26 protein-coding genes are annotated in these 21,891 nt (G+C 59.1%); 17 read left to right on the forward strand and 9 right to left on the reverse strand.

Translation table 11 applies throughout. The features are described 5' to 3' along the window. Window positions 1-42 precede the first annotated feature (42 nt). Complete coding sequence (locus G6R15_RS19470) at window positions 43-369, reverse strand: TIGR02300 family protein (protein ID WP_164661631.1); 327 nt, start codon at window positions 367-369, stop codon at window positions 43-45. 97 nt (window positions 370-466) lie between these two features. Here G6R15_RS19470 and G6R15_RS19475 point away from each other — a divergent pair, with 97 nt between their 5' ends. The 6 genes from G6R15_RS19475 (at window position 467) to G6R15_RS19500 (ending at window position 5,659) form a co-directional block, all read left to right on the forward strand. Further along, window positions 467-1,153, forward strand: coding sequence for a M48 family metallopeptidase (locus tag G6R15_RS19475; RefSeq protein WP_164661632.1), 687 nt, complete (start codon window positions 467-469; stop codon window positions 1,151-1,153). A gap of 36 nt (window positions 1,154-1,189) precedes the next feature. Continuing rightward, window positions 1,190-1,834 (forward strand): GntR family transcriptional regulator, encoded by a 645-nt coding sequence (locus G6R15_RS19480; RefSeq protein WP_373456019.1) that lies wholly within the window; start codon window positions 1,190-1,192, stop codon window positions 1,832-1,834. A 75-nt stretch (window positions 1,835-1,909) separates the two neighbouring features. After that, window positions 1,910-2,923 (forward strand): ABC transporter substrate-binding protein, encoded by a 1,014-nt coding sequence (locus tag G6R15_RS19485; RefSeq protein ID WP_164661634.1) that lies wholly within the window; start codon window positions 1,910-1,912, stop codon window positions 2,921-2,923. 7 nt (window positions 2,924-2,930) lie between these two features. Then, the gene (locus tag G6R15_RS19490; protein WP_164661635.1) at window positions 2,931-3,698 is read left to right on the forward strand and encodes an ABC transporter ATP-binding protein; all 768 of its coding nucleotides are present in this window, start codon (window positions 2,931-2,933) and stop codon (window positions 3,696-3,698) included. Beyond that, complete coding sequence (locus G6R15_RS19495; RefSeq protein ID WP_164661636.1) at window positions 3,691-4,479, forward strand: ABC transporter permease; 789 nt, start codon at window positions 3,691-3,693, stop codon at window positions 4,477-4,479. The genes G6R15_RS19490 and G6R15_RS19495 overlap by 8 nt, the downstream gene beginning before the upstream one ends. Before the next feature lie 40 nt (window positions 4,480-4,519). Continuing rightward, window positions 4,520-5,659, forward strand: a complete 1,140-nt coding sequence (locus G6R15_RS19500) for a lytic murein transglycosylase (protein ID WP_164661637.1) — start codon at window positions 4,520-4,522, stop codon at window positions 5,657-5,659. A gap of 260 nt (window positions 5,660-5,919) precedes the next feature. Here G6R15_RS19500 and G6R15_RS19505 read toward each other — a convergent pair whose 3' ends face one another. Continuing rightward, window positions 5,920-6,882 (reverse strand): acetyl-CoA carboxylase carboxyltransferase subunit alpha, encoded by a 963-nt coding sequence (locus tag G6R15_RS19505; RefSeq protein WP_164661638.1) that lies wholly within the window; start codon window positions 6,880-6,882, stop codon window positions 5,920-5,922. Between the two features lie 124 nt (window positions 6,883-7,006). Between G6R15_RS19505 and G6R15_RS19510 the strand changes: the two genes are divergently transcribed. After that, on the forward strand, window positions 7,007-7,840 hold the full coding sequence (locus G6R15_RS19510; protein ID WP_164661639.1) for a GyrI-like domain-containing protein: 834 nt from the start codon (window positions 7,007-7,009) through the stop codon (window positions 7,838-7,840). Between the two features lie 6 nt (window positions 7,841-7,846). Here the strand turns inward: G6R15_RS19510 and G6R15_RS19515 are convergent, their stop codons facing one another. Continuing rightward, on the reverse strand, window positions 7,847-8,440 hold the full coding sequence (locus G6R15_RS19515; protein WP_164661640.1) for a LysE family translocator: 594 nt from the start codon (window positions 8,438-8,440) through the stop codon (window positions 7,847-7,849). Between the two features lie 73 nt (window positions 8,441-8,513). On the opposite strand from G6R15_RS19515, the gene G6R15_RS19520 reads away from it, so the two are divergent. After that, complete coding sequence (locus G6R15_RS19520) at window positions 8,514-8,966, forward strand: Lrp/AsnC family transcriptional regulator (RefSeq protein WP_164661641.1); 453 nt, start codon at window positions 8,514-8,516, stop codon at window positions 8,964-8,966. 146 nt (window positions 8,967-9,112) lie between these two features. Continuing rightward, entirely contained in the window at window positions 9,113-9,694 is a 582-nt protein-coding gene (locus G6R15_RS19525) for a hypothetical protein (protein WP_164661642.1), read from the forward strand. Between the two features lie 228 nt (window positions 9,695-9,922). Here the strand turns inward: G6R15_RS19525 and G6R15_RS19530 are convergent, their stop codons facing one another. Further along, window positions 9,923-10,546: a hypothetical protein gene (locus tag G6R15_RS19530; protein WP_164661643.1), complete on the reverse strand. Its 624-nt coding sequence runs from the start codon at window positions 10,544-10,546 to the stop codon at window positions 9,923-9,925. A gap of 70 nt (window positions 10,547-10,616) precedes the next feature. After that, window positions 10,617-11,576, reverse strand: a complete 960-nt coding sequence (locus G6R15_RS19535; RefSeq protein WP_164661644.1) for an L-malyl-CoA/beta-methylmalyl-CoA lyase — start codon at window positions 11,574-11,576, stop codon at window positions 10,617-10,619. A 301-nt stretch (window positions 11,577-11,877) separates the two neighbouring features. On the opposite strand from G6R15_RS19535, the gene dgcN reads away from it, so the two are divergent. From dgcN to G6R15_RS19555, 4 genes are all read left to right on the forward strand, one after another. After that, the gene (gene dgcN / locus G6R15_RS19540; protein WP_164661645.1) at window positions 11,878-12,879 is read left to right on the forward strand and encodes an N-acetyltransferase DgcN; all 1,002 of its coding nucleotides are present in this window, start codon (window positions 11,878-11,880) and stop codon (window positions 12,877-12,879) included. A 75-nt stretch (window positions 12,880-12,954) separates the two neighbouring features. After that, a complete protein-coding gene (dgcA, locus tag G6R15_RS19545) occupies window positions 12,955-13,920 on the forward strand; it encodes an N-acetyl-D-Glu racemase DgcA (protein ID WP_164661646.1) in 966 nt (321 codons plus the stop codon). A 10-nt stretch (window positions 13,921-13,930) separates the two neighbouring features. Beyond that, window positions 13,931-14,791 (forward strand): D-amino-acid transaminase, encoded by an 861-nt coding sequence (locus G6R15_RS19550; RefSeq protein ID WP_164661648.1) that lies wholly within the window; start codon window positions 13,931-13,933, stop codon window positions 14,789-14,791. 85 nt (window positions 14,792-14,876) lie between these two features. Then, entirely contained in the window at window positions 14,877-16,067 is a 1,191-nt protein-coding gene (locus G6R15_RS19555) for a CaiB/BaiF CoA-transferase family protein (RefSeq protein WP_164661649.1), read from the forward strand. On the opposite strand, the gene G6R15_RS19560 is transcribed toward G6R15_RS19555, so the two are convergent. From G6R15_RS19560 to G6R15_RS19570, 3 genes are all read right to left on the reverse strand, one after another. Next, on the reverse strand, window positions 16,054-16,368 hold the full coding sequence (locus tag G6R15_RS19560) for a DUF1244 domain-containing protein (RefSeq protein ID WP_164661650.1): 315 nt from the start codon (window positions 16,366-16,368) through the stop codon (window positions 16,054-16,056). The two genes, G6R15_RS19555 and G6R15_RS19560, sit on opposite strands and share 14 nt — an antisense overlap. A gap of 297 nt (window positions 16,369-16,665) precedes the next feature. Continuing rightward, window positions 16,666-16,905 (reverse strand): DUF6868 family protein, encoded by a 240-nt coding sequence (locus G6R15_RS19565; protein WP_164661651.1) that lies wholly within the window; start codon window positions 16,903-16,905, stop codon window positions 16,666-16,668. Window positions 16,906-17,027: 122 nt separating this feature from the next. After that, a complete protein-coding gene (locus G6R15_RS19570; protein ID WP_164661652.1) occupies window positions 17,028-17,765 on the reverse strand; it encodes an N-formylglutamate amidohydrolase in 738 nt (245 codons plus the stop codon). Between the two features lie 115 nt (window positions 17,766-17,880). Here G6R15_RS19570 and pyk point away from each other — a divergent pair, with 115 nt between their 5' ends. From pyk to rplT, 4 genes are all read left to right on the forward strand, one after another. Then, window positions 17,881-19,326, forward strand: coding sequence for a pyruvate kinase (gene pyk, locus G6R15_RS19575; RefSeq protein WP_164661654.1), 1,446 nt, complete (start codon window positions 17,881-17,883; stop codon window positions 19,324-19,326). Between the two features lie 28 nt (window positions 19,327-19,354). Further along, window positions 19,355-19,579, forward strand: a complete 225-nt coding sequence (locus G6R15_RS19580) for a hypothetical protein (RefSeq protein WP_164661655.1) — start codon at window positions 19,355-19,357, stop codon at window positions 19,577-19,579. A 112-nt stretch (window positions 19,580-19,691) separates the two neighbouring features. Further along, window positions 19,692-19,892, forward strand: coding sequence for a 50S ribosomal protein L35 (gene rpmI / locus G6R15_RS19585; RefSeq protein ID WP_164661656.1), 201 nt, complete (start codon window positions 19,692-19,694; stop codon window positions 19,890-19,892). Between the two features lie 15 nt (window positions 19,893-19,907). Next, window positions 19,908-20,273 (forward strand): 50S ribosomal protein L20, encoded by a 366-nt coding sequence (gene rplT / locus G6R15_RS19590; RefSeq protein ID WP_164661657.1) that lies wholly within the window; start codon window positions 19,908-19,910, stop codon window positions 20,271-20,273. A gap of 286 nt (window positions 20,274-20,559) precedes the next feature. On the opposite strand, the gene G6R15_RS19595 is transcribed toward rplT, so the two are convergent. Beyond that, on the reverse strand, window positions 20,560-21,753 hold the full coding sequence (locus G6R15_RS19595) for a YbfB/YjiJ family MFS transporter (RefSeq protein ID WP_164661658.1): 1,194 nt from the start codon (window positions 21,751-21,753) through the stop codon (window positions 20,560-20,562). Window positions 21,754-21,891: the final 138 nt, after the last annotated feature.

The raw sequence follows: 21,891 nt of genomic DNA on the forward strand, positions 1-21,891 counted from the left end.
CCGAAATGAAAGGGCCGGGGAATTGCCCGGCCCGCTCAATATTCAGGAGTCTTCGTCTTCTGAAGCAACGTCTGCGATTTCGTCCAGCGACACGTCGCCTTCGTCATCGTCGTCATCCAGAACATCATCGCCCAGATCGACATCAACGTCGTCATCATCATCCAGCACGACGTCTTCTGCGTCAGCGGACTGTTTGCTCTTTAGTGTTGCTGCATCTTCAGCATCTGCAGCAATCATACGGCTTTTGCCGGTTTCCAGTTCCACGATTTCGCCCGTGTAGGGGCTAACAATCGGATCTTTGTTCAGGTCATAAAAACGTTTGCCGGTGGTCGGGCAAACGCGTTTTACACCCCATTCTTCCTTGGGCATGTGAAATCCCCTTGATATCAGGTGAGTCGTCGACGATTCAGGTCAGGTGCCACATGACGTGGGCACTGTCAAAGCCTTTGAGCAAATGGGGAGCCGCATGGCCGATCACCAACTGCCCGGACATCCGCCCGTACCGTTGACGGTGCGCCGGTCGGCACGGGCCCGCCGGATCAGTTTGCGGATCTCTCAGCTGGATGGCCGGGTGACGCTGACCATGCCGAATGGGCTGCCCGAGCGTCATGCGCTGGAGTTCGCAGCAGAGAAAGAAGATTGGATTCGCTCTCACCTGGATGCGCGTCAGTCCAATGAAATGATCGACATCGGGTCCAACATCCCGGTCGAAGGTGTGGAACGTCGGGTTGATGTGGGAAAGGGGCGCAACGTCGTCCTGTCGGATGATGCGATCTTGGTGCCCGCCACGTCCGCGCCACGTCGTGTGCAACGGTTCCTCAAGGAACTGGCGCGCGATCGACTGGCCGAGGCTTCGGACCAGTACAGTGCGCGCCTGGGGCGGTCCTATTCGCGGATTTCGATCCGGGACACCCGGTCTCGCTGGGGCTCTTGTACGGCGCAGGGTGGACTGATGTATTCTTGGCGGCTGATCTTGGCCCCCCCGCCGGTGTTGCGATATGTGGCGGCGCATGAGGTCGCGCATCTGGCCGAGATGAACCATTCGCAAGCCTTCTGGGATCTGGTCGAGGATATTCATGGCCCATACCGCGAGCAGCGGCAATGGCTGCGGGACGAGGGCGCATCCCTGCATCGCTATCGGTTCGATGGTTGACCCGTTTTCAATATGTGATCACATATAGGGGCCATGATGAACGCCCGTAGCACCGAACAGACCGCTTCCGCCCACGACCGAGTATATCGCATGTTGCGAACCCGGATCATGCATGGAGAGATTGCTCCCGGCCAGGCAATGACACTGCGGGGGATCGGGGCCGAGTTCGGAGTGTCGATGACGCCAGCCCGCGAAGCTGTCCGCAGGCTTGTTGCTGAAGGGGCGTTGTTTCTATCCGCATCGGGTCGGGTGTCCACACCTGAGCTGACCAACGATCGGATTGAGGAACTGGCCGCGCTGCGTGCTCTGCTTGAGGTCGAACTAGCCAGTCGGGCCTTGCCTCGGGCCCATATCGCGCTGATCGACCGCTTGCAGAGTATCAACATGAATGTCGCGGAAATGGTCACCAAACGCGACGCCGTGGGGTACATCCGCTCTAACCTGGAATTCCACCGTACGCTCTATTTGCGCGCACAAGCCCCGGCGATGCTGGCCATGGCCGAAACCGTCTGGCTGCAACTGGGGCCGACGATGCGCGCGCTTTATGGTCGGTTGCGTCGAACCGACCCGCCACAGGGGCACAGGTTGATCATTGCCGCACTCAAGGCGGGGGACGAACCGGGCCTGCGACTGGCAGTGCGCTCGGACGTGACGCAGGGCTTGCGGTTGTTGGTGACCTGAGATGCGCGTTTGTGGGATTGCGCTGCGATTCCACAAAGTCTTAAAGTGAGACGGAATTTTCAGGGGAGAGAGATCATGACCACTTTTTCACGCCGCGGCGCTATGGGCCTATTGGGTGGTGCAGCCACTTTGCCGATGCTGGGAGCTCCGGCACTGGCCAATACGAAGATGACTGTAGGGGCTTTGCGGTTCACCAGCCACGCGGCGTCTTTCGTGGCGTTCGAGCGAGGGTATTTCGCGGACGAGGGGCTGGATGTCGAGTTCAAGTTCTTTCAGGCCGCGCAACCCATGGCTGTGGCGATTGCCTCGGGTGATGCTGACTATGCCGTAACTGCCATTTCCGGTGGTCTGGTGAGCCTTGCCGAAAAGGGCGCGACCAAGGTGATTGGTGGTGCTCTGAGCGAGGAAAAGGGAATCGACGGGCAAAAGATCCTGGCGTCAAATGCGGCCTATGAGGCTGGCTTGACCAGCCCTGCAGCATTGGCGGGCAAGAACTATGCCGTCACGCAGGCAGGATCATCGTTTCATTACATGGGGTCCAAGATCGCCGCCGCCGAGGGCGTATCGGTCAAGTTCAAGCCGCTGCAAAAAGTCGGCGCAATCATCGGTGCGATGAAGTCCGGACAAGTCGACGCCTGGTCGATCGTGCCGCACATCGCGAAGGGGTTGGCTGGCGCCGGTGCAGTCAAGATCATCGGTAATGTGGCCGACTACATCCCGAATTATCAGGTCACGACCGTCTTTACCTCAGCCCAGAACGCGGCGAACGAACGCGGCCAGACCGAGGCGTTCCTGCGTGCGTTTTCGCGCGGAGCCGACGATTTCAACGCGGCCTTGGTGGACAAAACCGCTGGGGATGAGGCAGCGACCGACATGGTCAAACTGATCCACAAATACGTCTACGCGGACCGCCCGTTCGAAAAGGCAGAGAAATCCATTCGCAACGGCGCAATGCGGATCAATCAGAACGCGGGCCTGAACATGTCAAGCGTGCAAGATCAGTTGGACTGGTTCAAATCCGAAGGGTTGATCAAGGACAGCATTACCTCTGAGGCGCTTGTCGACTCGTCTTACGCACCGACGATCTGACGCGCGTATGGACCTGACTCTGGACCACCTGACCCACCGTTATGGCGACATGCTGGTGCTGGATGACGTGTCGCTGCGCATTCCTGCGGGCGAGATTTTATGTGTCATCGGCCCATCCGGCTGCGGCAAGTCGACCTTGCTGCGCATGCTGGGGGGGCTGGAGCAGCCGGATCAGGGGCGGGTTTTGCAAGGGGGGGAGGCGCCCGAGGGGTGCCTCAACCCGCTGACGTTCGTGTTTCAGGACTTTGCCCTGTTGCCATGGCGCAGCGTGGCGGGGAACATCTCGCTGGTGCTTGAGGATCACGGTCTGCCCAAAGCTGAGATCGACCAGATCATCGACAGTGTTCTGGCCCGCACAAAGCTTAGCGATTTCCGGGATGCGCTGCCCCGGCAGCTATCGGGGGGCATGAAGCAACGGGTGGCTATTGCACGCGCGCTTGCGGTGAACCCGGCGGTGATGCTGCTGGACGAGCCTCTGTCGGCGCTCGATGCGCAGACGCGCGAACTGCTGATGGAGGATTTGGTGAGCCTCTGGGCCCGCCAGCCGTTCACCGCCGTCTATGTGACTCACAACCTGGCCGAAGCCGTTCGACTGGGGCACCAGATTGCGGTTCTGTCCAGACGCCCTGGGCGAATCCGCGAGGTGATCCAGATTGACCTGCCGTTGTCTGAACGTGCGCCGGGGTTGCCGGAACTGGACGCGCTGCAATCGCGCCTGTGGCACCTGATGCGGGACGAGGCCTTGGCGGCTGATCAGGAACTTGTCCATGGCTGAGCAACATGTGCCCTTTCGAGGTGGCGGGTTCCGCCCGCAATCCAAGCGCGGCGTGGGCGTATTGGTCTTTGTCTTCGTACTGCTCTTCTTAGAGTGGGGCACGCGCGCTGGTTGGATTACCAACCTGACCTTGCCGCGGCCGTCGGATGTTGGGGCAACGCTGTTCGATCTGGCGCAGTCCGGGGTACTTTGGACCCATTTGGGGCCATCGTTGACCCGGTTGATTGTAGGGTCTTTGCTGGGGGTTTCGGCTGGCATTGGCATTGGCGTGCTGATCGGGCTCTTTTCTTATGTTCGCGCTGGATTGGTGCCGGTCGTGGCTGCGATATTCCCGATTCCGAAGATCGCGCTTTTGCCGTTGTTCGTGATCTGGTTCGGCATTGACGAGGGATCGAAATACGCCCTCATCGCTTTGGGCACCTTTACCCCAACCATCGTGGCCACCTACGGCGCAGTCGACAACGTGGATCGCGGGTTGATCCGCATGGGGCAGAGCTTTGGCCTGAGCTGGCTGTCCATCGTGCGCAAGATCGTCCTTCCCGGTGCGTTGCCCGGCATCCTGTCGGGCCTGCGTGTCAGCCTTGCCATCGGGATCATCCTGCTGGTCGCAGCCGAGATGCTAGGGGCCGAATACGGCGTCGGTGCCTACATCCTGCAGGCCGGATCGCTCTATGATCTTGAGCGGCTTTTTGCCGGTGTGGTCATTCTGTCGGCACTAGGCGTCCTGACCAGCTGGATCATCGGGAGTTTCGAAAAACGCCTGCTGGCTTGGCGCGCCTGATCGCGGTATCCTGCCTGCAAAACAATGAGCAGGTGTTGTCATGATGGATCGCAGGTTTTTCTCGCTTGGTGTTGGGGCTTTGGCGTTGTCGGCCTGTGGGTCGAACAATGTGGCCACCCCAGCCGCCAAGCCTCGGGTGCAATCGGTTCCCAACGCCGGGTGGGACGCTTGGGTTGATGGGTTCAAGGCCCGCGCCGCAGCACAAGGGATTTCCCAGTCCACAATTAACACGGCCTTTCGCGGGGCAGGGTATTTGCCCATCGTGATCGAGCGAGATCGAAACCAGACCGAATTCAAACGCACACTTGAGGATTACCTGGCCATTGCCGCTTCGGACGAGCGGATCGCGACCGGCAAGCAGATGTTGACGCGCTATCGCACGCTTTTGACGCAGCTTGAGGGGCGCTATGGCGTGCCGCCGCAGATCGTGGTGGCCATTTGGGGGCTCGAAAGCCGTTACGGCGCGCGGCGCGGCGACATACCGGTAGTTTCGGCGCTTTCGACGCTGGCTTATGACGGGCGGCGCGGCGCGTTTTTCGAAAAGCAACTCGTGGCGGCGCTCAAGATCCTGCAGAACGGTGATACGACGCCTGCCAACATGACCGGCAGTTGGGCCGGGGCGATGGGGCATACGCAATTCATCCCGACGTCTTACCTGGCTTATGCGGTGGATTTCACCGGCGATGGCCGTCGTGACATTTGGTCGGATGATCCCACTGATGCTTTGGCTTCGGCTGCTGCGTATCTGCAGCGATCAGGCTGGGTGCGTGGGCAAACCTGGGGCGGTGAGGTCGGGTCGGCAGCTGCCAGGTCGGCCTCTCCGGTTTCCGTCATCCAGCCACAAAAGCCGGGGCCGCAGTTTGCAGTGTTCAAGAATTTCTCGGTGATCAAGCGATATAACAACTCGGACAGCTACGCGTTGGGGGTTGGACACCTTGCAGATCGGATCGCAGGTGGGGGTCCGCTCAAAACACCATTTGGACCGGATGCAAATGGGTTGACCCTGAATGATCGGAAAGAGCTGCAAACCCGACTGACGAAGGCTGGATACGATACTGGCGGAGCAGACGGCGTGATCGGGTCGAAGAGCAAGGCAGCGATCAGCAGCTATCAGAGTGCCAATGGACTGTCGGTGACAGGGGAACCTTCGGCGGCCTTGTTGCAGCGTTTGCGGGGGTAAGGGGTGCTCTTAAGTTGCTTATGTAATGCCACACCAAAAAGGGCGGCTCCCGCACCCGAGCGATCCCGACTTTGTCGGCACCGCTAGCGGTTTTGGGCCGGGCTCCGGGCAAAGCCCGGCGCCCGGCCCAACGGGAGGAGGAGGCCCGTAAGGGGCATCGACGACGGGCGGGAGCGCTTCCGGCTTGTCAGATCCAAAAAAGCAAAGGTCCGGGCAGGCATGCAACGGACCCTTTTTTGTCTGTTTGATATGATAGGTGCTTAGGCCGCCAACCCCTTGGAACCCATGTCCAGGAACTTCTTGCGACGGTCTGCCACCAGGGCATCACCGTCCATATCCTTGAGCTCGCCCAGCATCGCTTCGATCATGTGGCCGACCGATGTAACAGCCGCGACGCGATCGCGATGCGCGCCGCCCTTGGGCTCGACAATAACGCGATCCGCCACGCCCAGTTTGTGCAAATCCTGGGCCGTCAGGCGCAGGGCCTCGGCCGCTTCGCGCATTTTCTCGGCGTCTTTCCACAGGATCGAGGCGCAGCCTTCGGGAGAGATCACCGAGTACACTGAATGTTCGAGCATCGCCACTCGATTGGCGGTGGCAAAGGCAACCGCACCGCCCGAACCACCTTCGCCGATGATGACAGACACCAGTGGCACGCCGATTTTCAAGCACATTTCGGTCGACCGTGCGATGGCCTCGGATTGGCCGCGCTCTTCGGCGCCTTTGCCGGGATAGGCACCGGGGGTGTCTACCAGCGTGATCACCGGCAGACCAAAGCGCCCGGCCATCTCCATCAGGCGGATCGCCTTACGATAGCCTTCGGGACGGGCCATGCCAAAATTACGCTCAATCCGGGATTTGGTGTCGGTGCCCTTTTCGTGGCCAATGACGACGACAGGCTGGCCATCAAATCGAGCCAGACCGCCCATAACGGCGTGATCGTCCGCAAAATTACGGTCCCCAGCCAGCGGCGTGTAATCGGTGAATAGCGCGTCGATATAGTCTTTGCAGTGGGGACGCTCGGGGTGGCGTGCCACCTGACATTTCCGCCAAGGCGTCAAGTCCTTGTACAGGTCTTCGAGCAACGAGGCGGCCTTGGCATCCAGAGCGGCGGCCTCTTCGGCTACGTCCATCTCTTCATTGGCGCGTGCCATTGCACGCAGCTCTTCTGCTTTGCCTTCGATCTCGGCCAGGGGTTTTTCGAAATCCAGATACTGAGTCATGACGCCTCTCAACGCGGAATTTGCTGGTTATATGACGTCAGCTTGCCGCAGATGCAACTCAGCAAGATTTGTGAACTGCGATTATGGCACCAATTGGGATGCGAAACAGACCAAAGAGGGCGCAATGTCGGGCCGATACGAAGACCGCCTGTTGCGGGTTCTGACCTACATCCACGACAACCCTGCGGGGGATTTGTCTCTGGATCGGCTGGCGGACGAGGCTGCGATGTCGCGGTTTCACTGGCACCGGGTGTTCCGGGCGATTACTGGTGAGACCTGTGCACAAGCCGTGCGCAGGATGCGAATGAACCGAGCCGCGGTCTGGCTTGTCCAGACAGGCTGGCCGGTCGAACAAATTGCTGCTCGCTGCGGTTATCCCAATGCGGCCAGCTTTGCCCGCGCATTTGCGGATGATTTCGGACAGCGTCCGGGTCCGTTTCGCCAAGCAGGGCGTTTGCGCCCGCCTTTGTCGAAACCTGATCCAGGAGAATTTCCCATGCATCCCACCGAAATCCGAACCGAACCCAAACGCCGCCTGGCGATGCTGCGCCACGAGGGGGCGTATTATACCATCGGCCAAAGCTTTGAGAAATTTGGCGCCATCTGCGAAGCACGTGGGCTGTGGCCTCAGGTAGGGCCAGTTATTGGCGTTTATCTGGATAACCCCGAAGTCGTGCCCGAGGCAGAACTTAACAGCCTGGCCGGGGCCGAATGGCGCGGCGATAATATCCCTCAGGGGATGGAAGAATGGGTGATTGACGGCGGGAAGACAGCCGTCATGATTCACAAGGGCCCGTATTCCGGGCTGGCGGCGGCTTATCAGGCTTTGTTCGGGCAATGGTTGCCTGCAAGCGGCGAAGAACCCGCAGATGCGCCCTGCTATGAAGTCAGTCTGAACAATCCGCGCGCTACCGCGCCCGAAGATCTGTTGACCGAGATCTGCCTGCCGTTGAAGTGACCTGCGTTAGGGAAACAGAACCGGATAAAGCGAGGCAACCAGCAGCAAGGCCATCGCCCAGTTGAACAGGGTCAACCGGCGCGGGTTTGTCAGAATCCGCGCCATTTGCTGACCCAACACGGTCCAAGTGCTGACGGAGGGCAGATTCACCGCACCAAAGACCACAGCTACGATCAAGATAGCGCCGAGCGTCTGGTTGGGGGTATAGGCTGTGGTCGCTGTCAGGACCATGGTCCACGCCTTTGGATTGACCCATTGAAACGCGGCGGCCTGAAAAAAGCTCATTGGTGAACTGTCGAAGTCTTGTTTTTCGATCGGGGCCGCAGTTGCGATCTTCCATGCGAGAAACAAGAGATAGCCCACTGATACGAATTTTAGGACTTGATAGGTGACGGGAAATGCGTCGAACACCTGAATCAGGCCAGCCCCAACCAACAAGATCATGAACACGACACCGAGCCCGATTCCCAGCATGTGGGGGATCGTGCGGCGGAACCCAAAATTTGCACCTGACGCCATGAGCATCAGGTTGTTGGGGCCCGGTGTGATTGAGGACACGAAGGCGAAAGCGACAAGCGCAAGGAGGAGGTCGTGGGTCATTGCGCGCAGATTTGCGGATTTTGGGGCAAATGAAATTGCGTTTTGTGTTTAAGATGTCCAATCTGCACAACTAATGATGAAGAATGATAGAATAAACCAACAGATATTGCATGAATTGTCGCATGACGGTCGCATATCCAACCTGGAACTCGCTGATCGTGTGGGCCTGTCGCCTTCGGCTTGTTTGCGACGTGTGCAAGAACTTGAACGATCGGGCGTGATTTCCGGCTATCGTGCGGTGCTGAACCCATCTGCAATAGGTATTGGGTTTGTGGCCTATATCGGGGTCGGGTTGGGCGAGCACAGCAAAGCCACGCAGGAAGGATTCGAGAAAGCGTTGCGGCAGGTGCCCGAGGTTGTGGAGTGCCACAACACTACGGGCACAATTGAATACCTTTTGCGCGTCGAATGTGCTGACTTGCCGGCCTACAAGACCTTTCATACCGAAGTTCTTGGCACGTTGCCTCATGTCACGTCGATCACATCTTACGTGGTTATCGGCTCTCCCAAAGACTTGCGCGCTTGACCGGCGGAGTCTGTGCAGGGGAAAATGTGAACGCCTCAACCCTTGCCGCGATGGGTTTTGCCGCCTAGGCTCGCTCCTGCTTGTAGCATTTCCGTTGCAAAAGATCGGCAAAAGCCGACAGCAACGTCCTCAACAGGGAGACCAATATGAGATCCATTCTGATCGGAGCCGCCGCCGCGCTGTCGTTGATCATCGCGACCGCAGCCGGTGCTGCGCCTTTGAAGCTGAAACCTGCCAGCCCGCAGCCTGGGGGCCTGAAAGGCGGGTTGTCTGTGACCTATGGGTTTGCCAAGGAAGGCCAGCATATCAAATACCTGTCCGAGGCGCGTTCGGTGTTGAAATCCGGTGCGAAACGCGGCGCCCCGCTGCGCGGGCTGGATTATCGTGACAACAACAAGGGCGATCCGACTCTGACTTCGGGTCGAGCTGAGAATGTTGCCGCGTCGATCAAGGGATACATCCGCTTTGACGCGCCGGGCGTCTATCAGATCGACTTTTTTACAAACGACGGGATTGATGCCCGCATTGGCGGGCAGCGCGTGGGGCGTTTCGATGGCCGCCAGACCTGTGACAGCACCATCGTGTCCGAGGTCGAGGTGCCGCAGGCGGGCTGGTACAAGCTGGATATCCTGTACTTCAACCGTCTCAACACCTCGTGTCTGATGATGCGTATGGGGGCAAAAGGAAAGAAGATGCAGTGGGTTAAGAACGGCGTGTTTGGCCACTGATCTGACAGCATTCGAACGTGAACATTTTGCGGCTCGCCCTACACTTGGCGGGCCGTTTTTTTGCTTGGCTCTTCACCAATCGCATCATCGGTTTTGCGAGTGCAGCTATGGCAATTCGAAAATGCCATGGGACGTGGTTCGGCGCCTACCATGACGCGTCCGAGGCCGCGACGTCGACCACGCGGGACTGCAAGCGGCGGATGCACAGCCGGTAATGTCGCTGTTTCGTTATCCCGCCGAGGAGAGGCCGAGCGCATGCCGCAGCGCCAGTTCCGGCGAGGACAGAACAGGCACAGGCGTTGTCACATATTGGCTTGCCTGAGCCATGGAGGCTTGCGCCAGAACCACACAAGTTATCTCGGGTCGTTGGTCAATGGCCTGATCTATGCGCTTGGCGATTTGTTTGGCAAAGTCTTCAGGCCGTTGGGTTTCAAACAGCTCCCACAGCTCCGGCAGCGGGAGTGGATGGATGCCCGGGGCCTTACCGATCTCTGCAAACGCCTGCGTTAACAGGTCGGACGACGGCGCAAGCGTGCTGTCCAGGCAATAGGCCATTAGCACTGGACCACCGGTGGCCGCCGCCGCGTCCATCATCGGGCGATCAATACGCAATGCACCAGCATCAACCGCAACCGGGGCAATGCTGGTGCAGGTGCACAGCGCGTTGGGGGCAAGGGCGATCTCGGTCAGGATTTCGTCTGACAGTGCGACGTCAATCCCACCCTGCGCGCGCTCGAGCCAATCGGGACGGACAACATGCGTCAGCTTCGCCTCGGGCGCGAGGCGGTTGGCCAGTGCATCAAAGGTGGCGCGATGCACATCGGCGGTGTGAAACAGGGTCAGATCGGTCATTTTTGTATCTCAAAATGAAAAGGGGCGCCCGGTTGGACGCCCCATTTATGCATGAATTGCAGGGAAAGTGTCACCCGGCTGCGATCAGTTCCGACTGGGCGACAATCACCTCGGCCTGTTTGATCGAAGCGATGTCGACCAAACGGCCCTTGTAGACGGTGGCACCCTCGCCGTTGGCTTTGGCCTGTTCCATTGCGGCCAGGATTTCGCGGGCCTCGGATACGGCTTCTTCGGATGGGGTGAAGACCTCGTTTGCCAATGCGATCTGCTTGGGGTGGATGGCCCATTTGCCGACCATGCCCAACGTCGCCGAACGCTTGGCTTGCGCGATGTACCCCTCGTCGTCCGAGAAATCGCCGAAGGGTCCGTCGACCGGCAGAATGCCATGCGTGCGGCAGGCCGCGACGATGGCGGCTTGCGCCCAGTGCCAAGGATCCGACCAATGCTTCACACCTTCGCGCAGCATATAGTAGTTTTCCTGCGTGCCGCCGATGCCGGTGGTCTGCATGCCCATCGAGGCGGCAAAATCTGCAGCACCCAAGCTCATCGCCTGCATACGAGGGGACGAGGCGGCGATGGCTTCGACATGGGCGATGCCAGCGGCGGATTCGATGATCACCTCAAAGCTCACCGGCTTGGTGCGGCCCTTGGCGCGCTCAATAGCGGTGACCAGAGCGTCGACCGCATAGACGTCTTCGGCACAGCCCACCTTGGGGATCATGATCTGATCAATGCGGTCACCGGCCTGTTCCATCAGGTCGACCACGTCGCGATACCAATAGGGCGTGTCCAGGCCGTTGATGCGCACAGACATGTATTTGTTGCCCCAATCGACGTTGTTCAGCGCCTCGATCACATTGGCGCGGGCCACGTCCTTATCGGAGGGAGCCACCGAATCCTCGAGATCGAGATTGATCACATCCGCAGCAGACGCCGCCATCTTAGGAAAGAGTTTGGTGTTGGAGCCCGGGCCGAACAATTGGCAGCGGTTGGGGCGCGCGGGGGCAGCGGGCTGAATGCGGAAGCTCATGTGATCTCCTGTTGCGAAAGTAAGGATATTTCGATTTTCTTTGGAAATGGGGTATTAAATTGCGCACCGCAGCGCAAGGCTGTTTGTGCAGATGCAGCATTGCCGGCGCAGCATCTTCGACGTGAGTGGCCAATAAGCTGCACAAAGTTTAATCGAAGTGAAAACTTGGAATATTTTTGCGCAACCCTGATCGATCACGCAAAATTCTCCCTTTGATGGTTTTCAAACTCGTCACAACGCGAAGTGCTCGTGAGGCCGCTTCATTAGCATAAGCCAGAATCAAGAATAGGAGTGCACCGCAATGATCGAGACACCGTATTTGCTGTTTTTGGGCGATGCGCCCGACCAACTCGCAGCCAAGGTTGCCATCGGCATCAAGGATTGGCGCCCCGAGAATGCTGTTGGCCAGTTCCGCATGGAGGGCTGCAAGGCCGATCTGGGCCTGAAAGACATGGACCTGGCCGAAGCCAAGGCGGCTGGCGCCAAGACGCTGGTCATCGGTGTGGCCAACCGGGGTGGCGTGATCAGCCAGGCCTGGAAAAAAGTGCTGGTGATGGCGCTGGAAGAAGGGTTCGACCTGGCATCGGGCCTGCACAACCTGCTGCGCGACGAACCGGACCTTGTTGCCGTGGCCGAAGCCACCGGCGGCACATTGCACGACGTGCGTGTGCCCGAGGTCGAGTATCCAATCGCCAATGGCGTCAAGCGCAAGGGCAAGCGCGTTCTGGCGGTGGGCACCGACTGTTCCGTGGGCAAGATGTACACCGCCTTGTGCATGGATGCCGAAATGCGCAGGCGCGGCATGAAATCGTCGTTCCGCGCCACCGGGCAGACCGGCATCCTGATCACCGGCGACGGTGTTCCGCTGGACGCCGTGATTGCCGACTTCATGGCGGGTTCGGTCGAATGGCTGACACCTGACAATGACGAAGACCACTGGGATCACATCGAAGGGCAGGGCAGCCTGTTCCACGTGTCTTATTCGGGTGTTACCATGGCCCTGATCCACGGCGGTCAACCCGACGCGCTGGTGCTGGCACACGAGCCGACTCGCGAGCACATGCGCGGTTTGCCCGATTATCAGCAGCCTTCGCTGGCTGAACTGCGTGACATGGCACTGGCGCTGGCCAAAGTTGCCAACCCGGCCTGCCAGGTTGTCGGCATCTCGGTAAACACCCAGCACATGCCCGAGGATGAGGCCAAGGCCTATCTGGCCGAGCTGGAAGCCGACATGAGCCTGCCCGCTACCGACCCGTTCCGTTTCGGTGCGGAAAAGCTGGTGGATGCACTGGCTGCAATCTGATCTAAGCGTGCCGCCGGAGGAGGGGTTGATCCGCCTCCGGTGGCCGTATTTTGAACGAGAAGAAGGAGGGGGCGCGTGCAGATAGAAGTCACCCGTGATGTGTTCAAACTGGCGCAGGTGTTCACGATCTCGCGCGGATCACGAACCGAGGCACATGTGCTGACGGTGCGGATCAGTGATGGCGAACATCAGGGCGTCGGCGAATGCGTGCCCTATGCCCGCTATGATGAGACGCTGGAATCGGTTGAGGCCGAGATCCGGGGATTGCCCGGCACATTCGACCGCGAAGGCCTGATGGATCTGCTTCCTGCGGGCGCCGCGCGAAACGCGGTTGATTGCGCCCTGTGGGATCTGGAATCCAAACGCGCCGGTAAACGGGCGTGGGATCTGGCAGGGCTGAACGCTCCGGGGCCTGAGATCACCGCCTATACGCTGTCGCTGGCCTCTCCCGAAGACATGCGCAAGCAGGCCGAAGAAAACGCAAATCGTCCGCTGCTAAAGATCAAGCTGGGCACCGCCGATGACATGCCGCGTTTAGAAGCGGTTCGCGCAGGCGCGCCCAATTCCACGATTATCGTGGATGCCAACGAAGGGTGGTCCGCCGAAGTTTATGCCGATCTGGCGCCACATTTGGTGCGCCTTGGTGTTGCTCTGGTCGAGCAGCCCCTGCCGGCAGGCGAAGACGACGCGCTGATCGGGATGGATCGTCCGGTGCCGGTGTGTGCTGACGAAAGCTGCCATGATCGCACCAGCCTGCCCAAGCTCCAGGGCAAATACGATGTGGTCAACATCAAGCTCGACAAAACCGGCGGCCTGACCGAGGCGCTGAAATTGCGCGATGCGGCCCTGGCCGAAGGGTACGAGGTCATGGTGGGCTGCATGGTTGGCAGCTCGCTGGCGATGGCTCCTGCTACACTGGTAGCACAGGGTGCAGTTGTAACCGACCTTGACGGCCCGCTTTTGTTGGCCGAAGACCGCGACACACCGCTGAATTTTGACGACGCCGGAGTGCATCCGCCTGAAACGGACCTCTGGGGCTGAGGAGACAAACATGACCCGTACTGTTTATGTGAATGGCGAATACCTGCCCGAGACCGAGGCCAAGGTGTCGATCTTTGACCGCGGTTTCCTGATGGCAGATGCCGTTTACGAGGTAACCAGCGTTCTGGGCGGCAAGCTGATCGATTTCGAAGGTCACGCCGTGCGCCTGAAACGCTCGCTGGACGAGCTGCAGATGGCCGAGCCCTGCACCAAGGACGAACTGCTGGAAATCCACCGCAAGCTGGTTGAACTGAACGACATCAACGAAGGTCTGGTTTACCTTCAGGTCACACGCGGCAGTGATGGCGACCGTGACTTTGTGTTCCCTTCAGCGGACACCAAACCGACCATCGTGCTGTTCACCCAAAACAAGCCGGGTCTGGCCGACAGCCCGGCTGCCAAGAAGGGTGCCAAGATCATCTCGATCGAGGATATCCGTTGGGGCCGCCGTGACATCAAAACCGTGCAGCTGCTGTACCCGTCGATGGGCAAGATGATGGCCAAAGCGGCCGGCTGCGACGACGCTTGGCTGATCGAGGACGGTCACGTGACCGAAGGCACATCCAACAACGCGTATTTCGTCAAGAACGGCAAGATCGTGACCCGCCCGCTGTCGACCGACATCCTGCACGGCATCACCCGCAAGGCAGTTCTACGCATGGCGACCGAGGCGCAGATGGAAGTCGAAGAGCGTCTGTTCACCATCGACGAGGCGAAAGAGGCGGACGAGGCGTTCACCACGTCGGCGTCGGCTTTTGTGATGCCAGTGGTTGAGATCGACGGCGTTCAGCTGGGTGACGGCGCTCCGGGTCCGATCGCCAAACGCCTGCGCGAGATCTACCTGGATGAAAGCCTTAAAGCCGCGATCTAAAGCGCAGAACGCGACGCGTCTCTGACGAGAATGGAACAGTTTGCAATCCTCCCTTGGGTCAGCCTGACCTGAGGGAGGACTTTTTATGAGACCGTTCGAAGGCCTGCGGGCGCTGGACCTTACCCATGTGTTTGCCGGTCCCTTTTGTGCCTATCAGCTGGGTGTTCTGGGGGCCGAGGTCATCAAGATCGAGCCTGCGGATCAGCCCGACATGACCCGCGCCGAAGGGGCAGATGCCGCTCTGAACGCCCTGGGCATGGGCTTGTCGTTTCAGGCGCAGGGTGGGGGCAAGCGGGCTTTGGCGCTGGACTTGAAGTCAGAGCAGGGTCGGGCGGTGTTCGACCGGTTGGTTGCGACGGCAGATGTTTTGGTGCAGAATTACACGGCACACGCCGTTGAGGATCTGGGACTAGGTTATGATCGCCTGTCCGCGTTGAAACCCGATTTGATCTATTGTGCGATTAGCGGGTTCGGTGCGACCGGGCCCAAGGCAGGCCATGCGGCTTATGACGTAGTGATCCAAGCCTATACCGGGATCATGGCTGCCAACGGCGAGGTTGACAGCGATCCGGTGCGGGTTGGCCCCGCGATGGTGGACTATGGCACCGGCGTGCAGGCGGCCATGGCGATCTCGGCCGCGCTGTTTGGGCGGTCGCGGACGGGTCTGGGGCGGCGGATCGACGTGTCGATGTCGGACTGTGCGCTGATGTTGATGAACTCGCATACCGCGACGGCCTTGGCGACGGGGCGCGCGCCCAAGCCGCATGGCAATCATGATCCCAGTCTTGCGGGCTATGCGACTTATGACACCGCAGAGGGTCAGCTGATGATTGGCGCCTTCTCCAACGCGCAGATGGCCAACCTGATGCGCGTGATTGGAGAGGACGCGCGGGCGGATGCCATTCAGGCGACGCCCCGGGCGCAGATTGGTGCGCGGCGGGAGGAAGATGCAGCGGTTTTGGCTAAGGCGCTCATGTCGCGATCAGCAGCCGAGTGGGAAGACAGGCTGAATGCGGCCCATGTTCCGGCAGCGCGAGTGCGCGGATTGGCCGAAACCTTGCAGGAAGAACAGTTGGCCACGCGTCCGGTGATCCAGTCAGTCGACAATGTGGCGCTCGCAGTGGCTGGTTTCGGTTTTGATCACGGCGGGCCATCGCTGGACCACGCACCGCGTGTGCATGGGGCTGACAGCCGGGAGATTCTGGCCGAGTTGGGGATTGGCCAAGCCGAGTTTGATGCCTTGCAAGATCAGGGCGTGGTGTTCAGCCCTTGTTAGTCACGTTTTCTTCAAACGCGACTTTGAACTCGGCCTGTTTTTCGGGGCTGGCGTCGGTCTGATAGTTGGCTTTCCACGCGTCCATGGTCATGCCGTAAAAGATCTCGCGCGCTTGACCCTTGTCCATCTCGATACCTTTTTCGTTGGCCGCTTCTTGGTACCAACGCGACAGACAATTGCGGCAGAAGCCGGTCAGGTTCATCATGTCGATGTTCTGCACGTCGGTGCGGTCTTCCATCAGGTGCTTTTGCAGGCGGCGAAAGGCGGCGGCCTGGAGTTCGATTTCTGTCTGCTGGTCCATGGGGTGGCTCCGAATGACTTGGGTTTGCCGTAGAGGTAACAACCGGGAGAAAGAGTTACAACGGGCGCGCGAGGGGAGGGCAGATCCTCGAAAACGCTATGTACTTCAGGAGCACGGTCACGCCGAACTTTTAGCCAGTATTTGAATGGATTGGGATGCGGTTGGACGGTTTGTGCCCGTTTTCGCCTATCGTGGAGTGACGGTTTAGACTCCGCACTTGGACAGAACTTCGCGGGCGACTTTATGGAACCGGAACCGAAATTGGCGGAGCGCGCGACTGCGCGTTCCGCTTGGGCCCTAGGCCAGTTTAAGGGCGAGGTAAGGTGCCACGGCAAAGACCAAGGTCAGTGTTTTGTACTTTGCAAGATAGGCGAAGTACGCTTTGCGCACGTCAGCCTCTTCCATCTTGAACATCCGGGCGTGGACCCCGGTTACCCAATTCTGCATCGCAAAAAGCATCACTGTGGTGAGGGCCAGGAAGCCGATGTTCAGAACGGTCATCCACCCAAACACGGTGGTCAGAAACTCTACGGTCATGATACACTCCTTTCTGGGGTATCTGCTGTCCTCCTTGCCCATAATATGGGGGTCAGGGGATGGTCTCACAAGATTGTGAGCGTCGAAATCGGTCTTGATTGACCTTGCGTCATACCTGAGTGCTAAAGACCGCTGTCCTCTAGCGCCGCAGTCAGAATTGGTGCCAAACGCTCGGCCCAAGCCCGCTGCCCTGCGTGATCTGCTATCAGATCATTGCGCAACTCGATCAACACATTGGGGCGGCCATGCGTAGTACAGTGCGTGTCGATGGCATCGCCAGGCAGCACACCGGTGTAGGGTTCGTTTTCGCCAACCGTCAGATCGCCCTCGGCCTTCAGACGATTGATAAGCGGGCGAGAAAATCGCTCATCCGGGGTGTAAAGAATGCCGATCTCCCACGGGCGCGGATCGCGGCCGCGCAATTGCCGTGTGAAAGAATGGATCGAGACGATGATCGCGTGGGGCAGGGCGGCCATCCGCGCCAATTCGCGGTGGTAGGGGCGATAGCACATGTTCAACCGGCATTCCCGCTCGGCCGTGTCCGCGTGGCGGTTGCCGGGAATGATCGAGCCATCATAGAGTTTCATTAACAGTGTGGGGTCATCTTCGCCCCGGTTCGGGTCGATCACGAGTCGCGAAAAGTTCGAGGCCAGCACTGGCGCATTCAGGATCTCACCCAGATGCCGGGACACTTCATAGGCGCCGACGTCATAGGCGATATGACGCTCCATATCTTCGCGCGGCAGACCCAAGTCTCCACCATTGATTACAGGCGGGACGGTATTGGAGGCGTGATCGCATGTGATCAGCCAGCGGGACGGTTTGTTCTCACCGTGTGTGTAGAAAGGAGTGTATGTCATGTGCCTGTCATCCCTTTTGTCGCAGGTGTAGGACAGTTGCCGCAGAAAGGGAATTGCGCGATAAGCGGTGCAAACCCGTTTGCGGTAACAATGAGCAGAAACAGGGAGTGTCACCATGCGACGCCTCAGAAATGTGAAAATCGTGGCGACGTTGGGACCGGCGTCCGAAAACTATGACATGATCCGGTCGCTGCACGAGGCGGGCGCTGATGTGTTCCGCTTGAATATGAGCCACGGCTCGCATGACGAGATCCGCGAAAAGCACCGTATCATCCGCCAGATCGAAAAAGACCTGGACAGTCCGATTGCCATTTTGGCGGACCTGCAGGGGCCGAAACTGCGTGTGGGTGTTTTTGCAGGCGACGCCGAAGAGTTGGAGCCGGGAGCGTCGTTCCGTTTGGATCTGGACGAGGCGCCCGGTGATGCAACCCGCGTTTGCCTGCCGCACCCCGAGATTTTCCAAGCTTTGGAACCGGGCGCGCATTTGCTGATCAACGACGGAAAAATCCGCCTTTTGGTGGACAGCTGCGGCGCGGATCATGCCAATTGCACGGTTGTGATTGGCGGTACGATTTCCAACCGCAAGGGTGTGAACGTGCCGGATGTGGTGCTGCCACTTGCGGCCCTTTCCGAAAAAGACCGCGCCGATCTGGAGTTTGTCTGCCAGTTGGGTGTCGACTGGCTGGCGCTCAGCTTTGTGCAACGGCCCAAGGACGTGTTCGAGGCGCGCGCGCTGGCTGATGGCCGTGCTGCGATCTTGTCCAAGATCGAAAAGCCTGCGGCGGTTGAGTCGTTTGATGACATCCTCGATGCGTCCGACGGGATCATGGTGGCCCGCGGTGATTTGGGTGTCGAACTTCCGGTGGCTGCGGTGCCTCCTATTCAAAAGCGCCTGGTGCGCAAATGCCGGGCGGCGGCCAAGCCGGTTATCGTGGCGACGCAGATGTTGGAAAGCATGATCGAAAGCCCGATGCCAACCCGGGCCGAGGTCTCGGACGTGGCGACGGCCATCTATGAAGGCACCGACGCTATCATGTTGAGCGCAGAATCGGCAGCTGGTGGCTATCCCGTCGAGGCAGTGCAAACCATGGACCGTGTCGCGACTGAGGTCGAGGCAGACCCGACCTATGTTCAGATCATCGCCGCCTCGCGCACGGCCAAGGGCACAACTGTGGCCGACGGCATTGTGGCGGCGGCACGCGAGATTGCCGAGAAAACTGACATCAAGGCGATTTGTTGCTTCACCCAAAGCGGGACAACGGCGCTCAAGACGGCGCGCGAACGGCCAGGTGTTCCGATCCTTGCCCTGACGTCATTGCGCGGCACGGCGCGGCGCTTGTGCCTGTCGTGGGGCTGCCATTGCGTGATGACGCCAGAACTGGAAAGATTCAAAAGTGCCGTCGTCAATGCGGCCCGTGCTGCACGGGCGGACGGGTTCGCAACCGAGACGGATCAGATCGTGGTGACGGCGGGCGTGCCGTTCAACGTGCCCGGGTCCACCAACATCTTGCGGGTTGCCCCTTGTGATGAACGGCTGATTTACAACACTGATCCGGGCTAATACGCTCTCTCCTGATGGGGAGCGCGACATGGACACCGATCTGATACTTGTTTTGGGGATGGTCTTTGCCGTCTTGTCGATACCGTCGATGATCTCGGCCTACAGCGATGACAGACCCATCCGTGCTTCTGCGATTGTCCTGTTGATTTCTTTGGCTGCGATGGCTTATGCCATCCTTACCTATCCGGGCGGCTTTACATTCGACCAAATCCCGGAAGTTTTTTTCGGCGTTGTGGCGCGATTCATGCCCTGACCCTCTTGCCTAAGTGATCTGACTTGCGTAAACGGCGCTTCTTACCGCGCGACCGGCTTATAGTGGCATGCCGAGTCGCGTCTGAACCGAACCCGAACTCAAGGAGACGGAAATGCCCAAGATGAAGACAAAGTCGAGCGCCAAAAAGCGCTTCAAGGTGACTGCGACAGGTAAGGTCCTTGGTGGCCAGGCCGGCAAACGCCACGGCATGATCAAGCGGACCAGAAAATTCATCCGTGATGCCCGCGGCAACACCACACTTTCTGCCCCCGACGCCAAGATCGTCAAGGGCTTCATGCCCTACGATCGTTAAGAGGAGATCTGAGATATGTCCCGCGTTAAAGGTGGAACCACGACTCACGCCCGTCACAAGAAGATTGTTAAGGCCGCCAAAGGTTACTATGGCCGCCGCAAGAACACCTTCAAGGTCGCTACTCAGGCCGTCGACAAGGCAAACCAGTATGCAACTCGCGACCGCAAGAATCGCAAGCGGAACTTCCGCGCACTGTGGATTCAGCGTATCAACGCTGCGGTGCGTTCGCACGACGAGGCGCTGACGTATTCGCGCTTCATCAACGGCCTGAACCTGGCCGGCATCGAAGTTGACCGTAAGGTCCTGGCCGACCTGGCCGTGCACGAGCCCGAAGCGTTCGGCACAATCGTAGCCAAGGCACAGGCAGCTCTGGCCGCGTAAGACGGTAAACGAGCGACAGTGAACAGAAGGGTCGATCTAGCGTGGGTCGGCCCTTTTTCTTTGCGATAACTCATCAGGGGTTTTGCGCTTTCCTGAAAACGGAGAGCTCCCGCACCCGAGCGATCCCGACTTTGTCGGCACCGCTAGCGGCTTTGGGCCGGGCACTGCGCAAAGCGCAGTGCCCGGCCCAACGGGAGGAGGTGTTTCGCTAGAAACATCGACGACGGGCGGGAGCGCCTGGTTGTTGGGTGGGCCAGCGGTTCAATTGGCGAGTGACTGTGTCGCGCTAAGGTTGATCCTCATCTCGTGCAAGTGGCTTTTGCGTCAACGCCAATGCAGCCCCTAAGATCAGCAGGGCAGACGCCGCCAGCAGGCTGTCGCCAATGTCACCAGTCCGATCACCGATCAATCCGGCGCCTATGGGGCCGACCGTTTGGGACACTGCAAAGACAACGGTGAACATGCTGATTGTAGCCCCCCAGCTTTCCTGTGGCATGTTCTGGCGGGTGAAATTGGTGATTGCTCCGGGCGCCATGAAAACCGACAAGCCAAAAACGACAGCTGATGCCAGTAATCCTGCCGGGGTCGGAACAAAAATCGGCAAAGCTGATCCGGCTGCTATTCCGACAAGGATCATGGCGAGAGGGATGCCGTTGGCGAAACGCGCAAAGACAGATCTCCAGATAAATGGGGACAGGGTGATGCATGCCCCAAGAAGAACCCAAACTCCTGAGATCAAAGTGGCACTGTAGTCGCGCTCTTTCATCCATAGAGCAAGGAACGTCAGGTACACTATGTATCCCAGCCCAAATCCGGCATAGCCACAGATCTCGCCCAGCATCTTGCGTATTGGCACTGGATGGCGCGTCTGAGTTGGCGTCGAAGGGACCCGCAATGCTTCGCCTGCCCATATGCTCAGCGGGCAAATGGCAAAACTGACCAATCCGATCCCTATCCAGCTCCACGGCCAGGCCTCTGGCCCCAACCATTCCAGCATCAGGGGCAAAGATGCGCCACACAAGACGATGCCCAAACCACCGCCCCCACCAAAGTAGAACGCGATCGACAGAGCATTGCGCTTTGGGTCATCTTGAAACAGGGCTGCAGCCAAGGCGCCCCCGGCGACAAAAGACCCGGCGCCAAAGACGCCAGCCAGAATGCGCCACAGGCTTTGGGCGAACAGCGAAGCGTTCAACCCGGTTGCAAACAGACAGATAGCCGTCAGGACAACGCCCGCACTGAACAGACGAGACGCTCCGACATGGCGGATTAGGGCAACGGTGAACAACGACCCGAAAACATAACCCAAAGCGTTGGCGGTGTTGAGCCAGCCCGCTTCGGCGTAGGTCCAGTTTTGCGAAGATTTCATCGCCGGCAAAATTAGGCCATAGGCGAAGCGGGCAAAGCCATTGGTGACACATACACCCAAGGCCAGCCCCAACAGGACCAGCCAGGGCCTCGATGGTGTCACAATCTGCATTCAAAAAAGCCTCTTCTCACCGAGAAACGCTCTGGCAGGAGCCGATCAGACGCAAGCGAAACGTTGCGCAATATGGCAAATTTGATGCCGGGTTCCAAATAAAACCCTATTTTTGCCAGTTTGCGACAGCATAACTGG

It is taken from the genome of Tropicibacter sp. Alg240-R139 (assembly GCF_900537075.1).
In the GTDB taxonomy this organism is placed as follows: domain Bacteria; phylum Pseudomonadota; class Alphaproteobacteria; order Rhodobacterales; family Rhodobacteraceae; genus Falsiruegeria.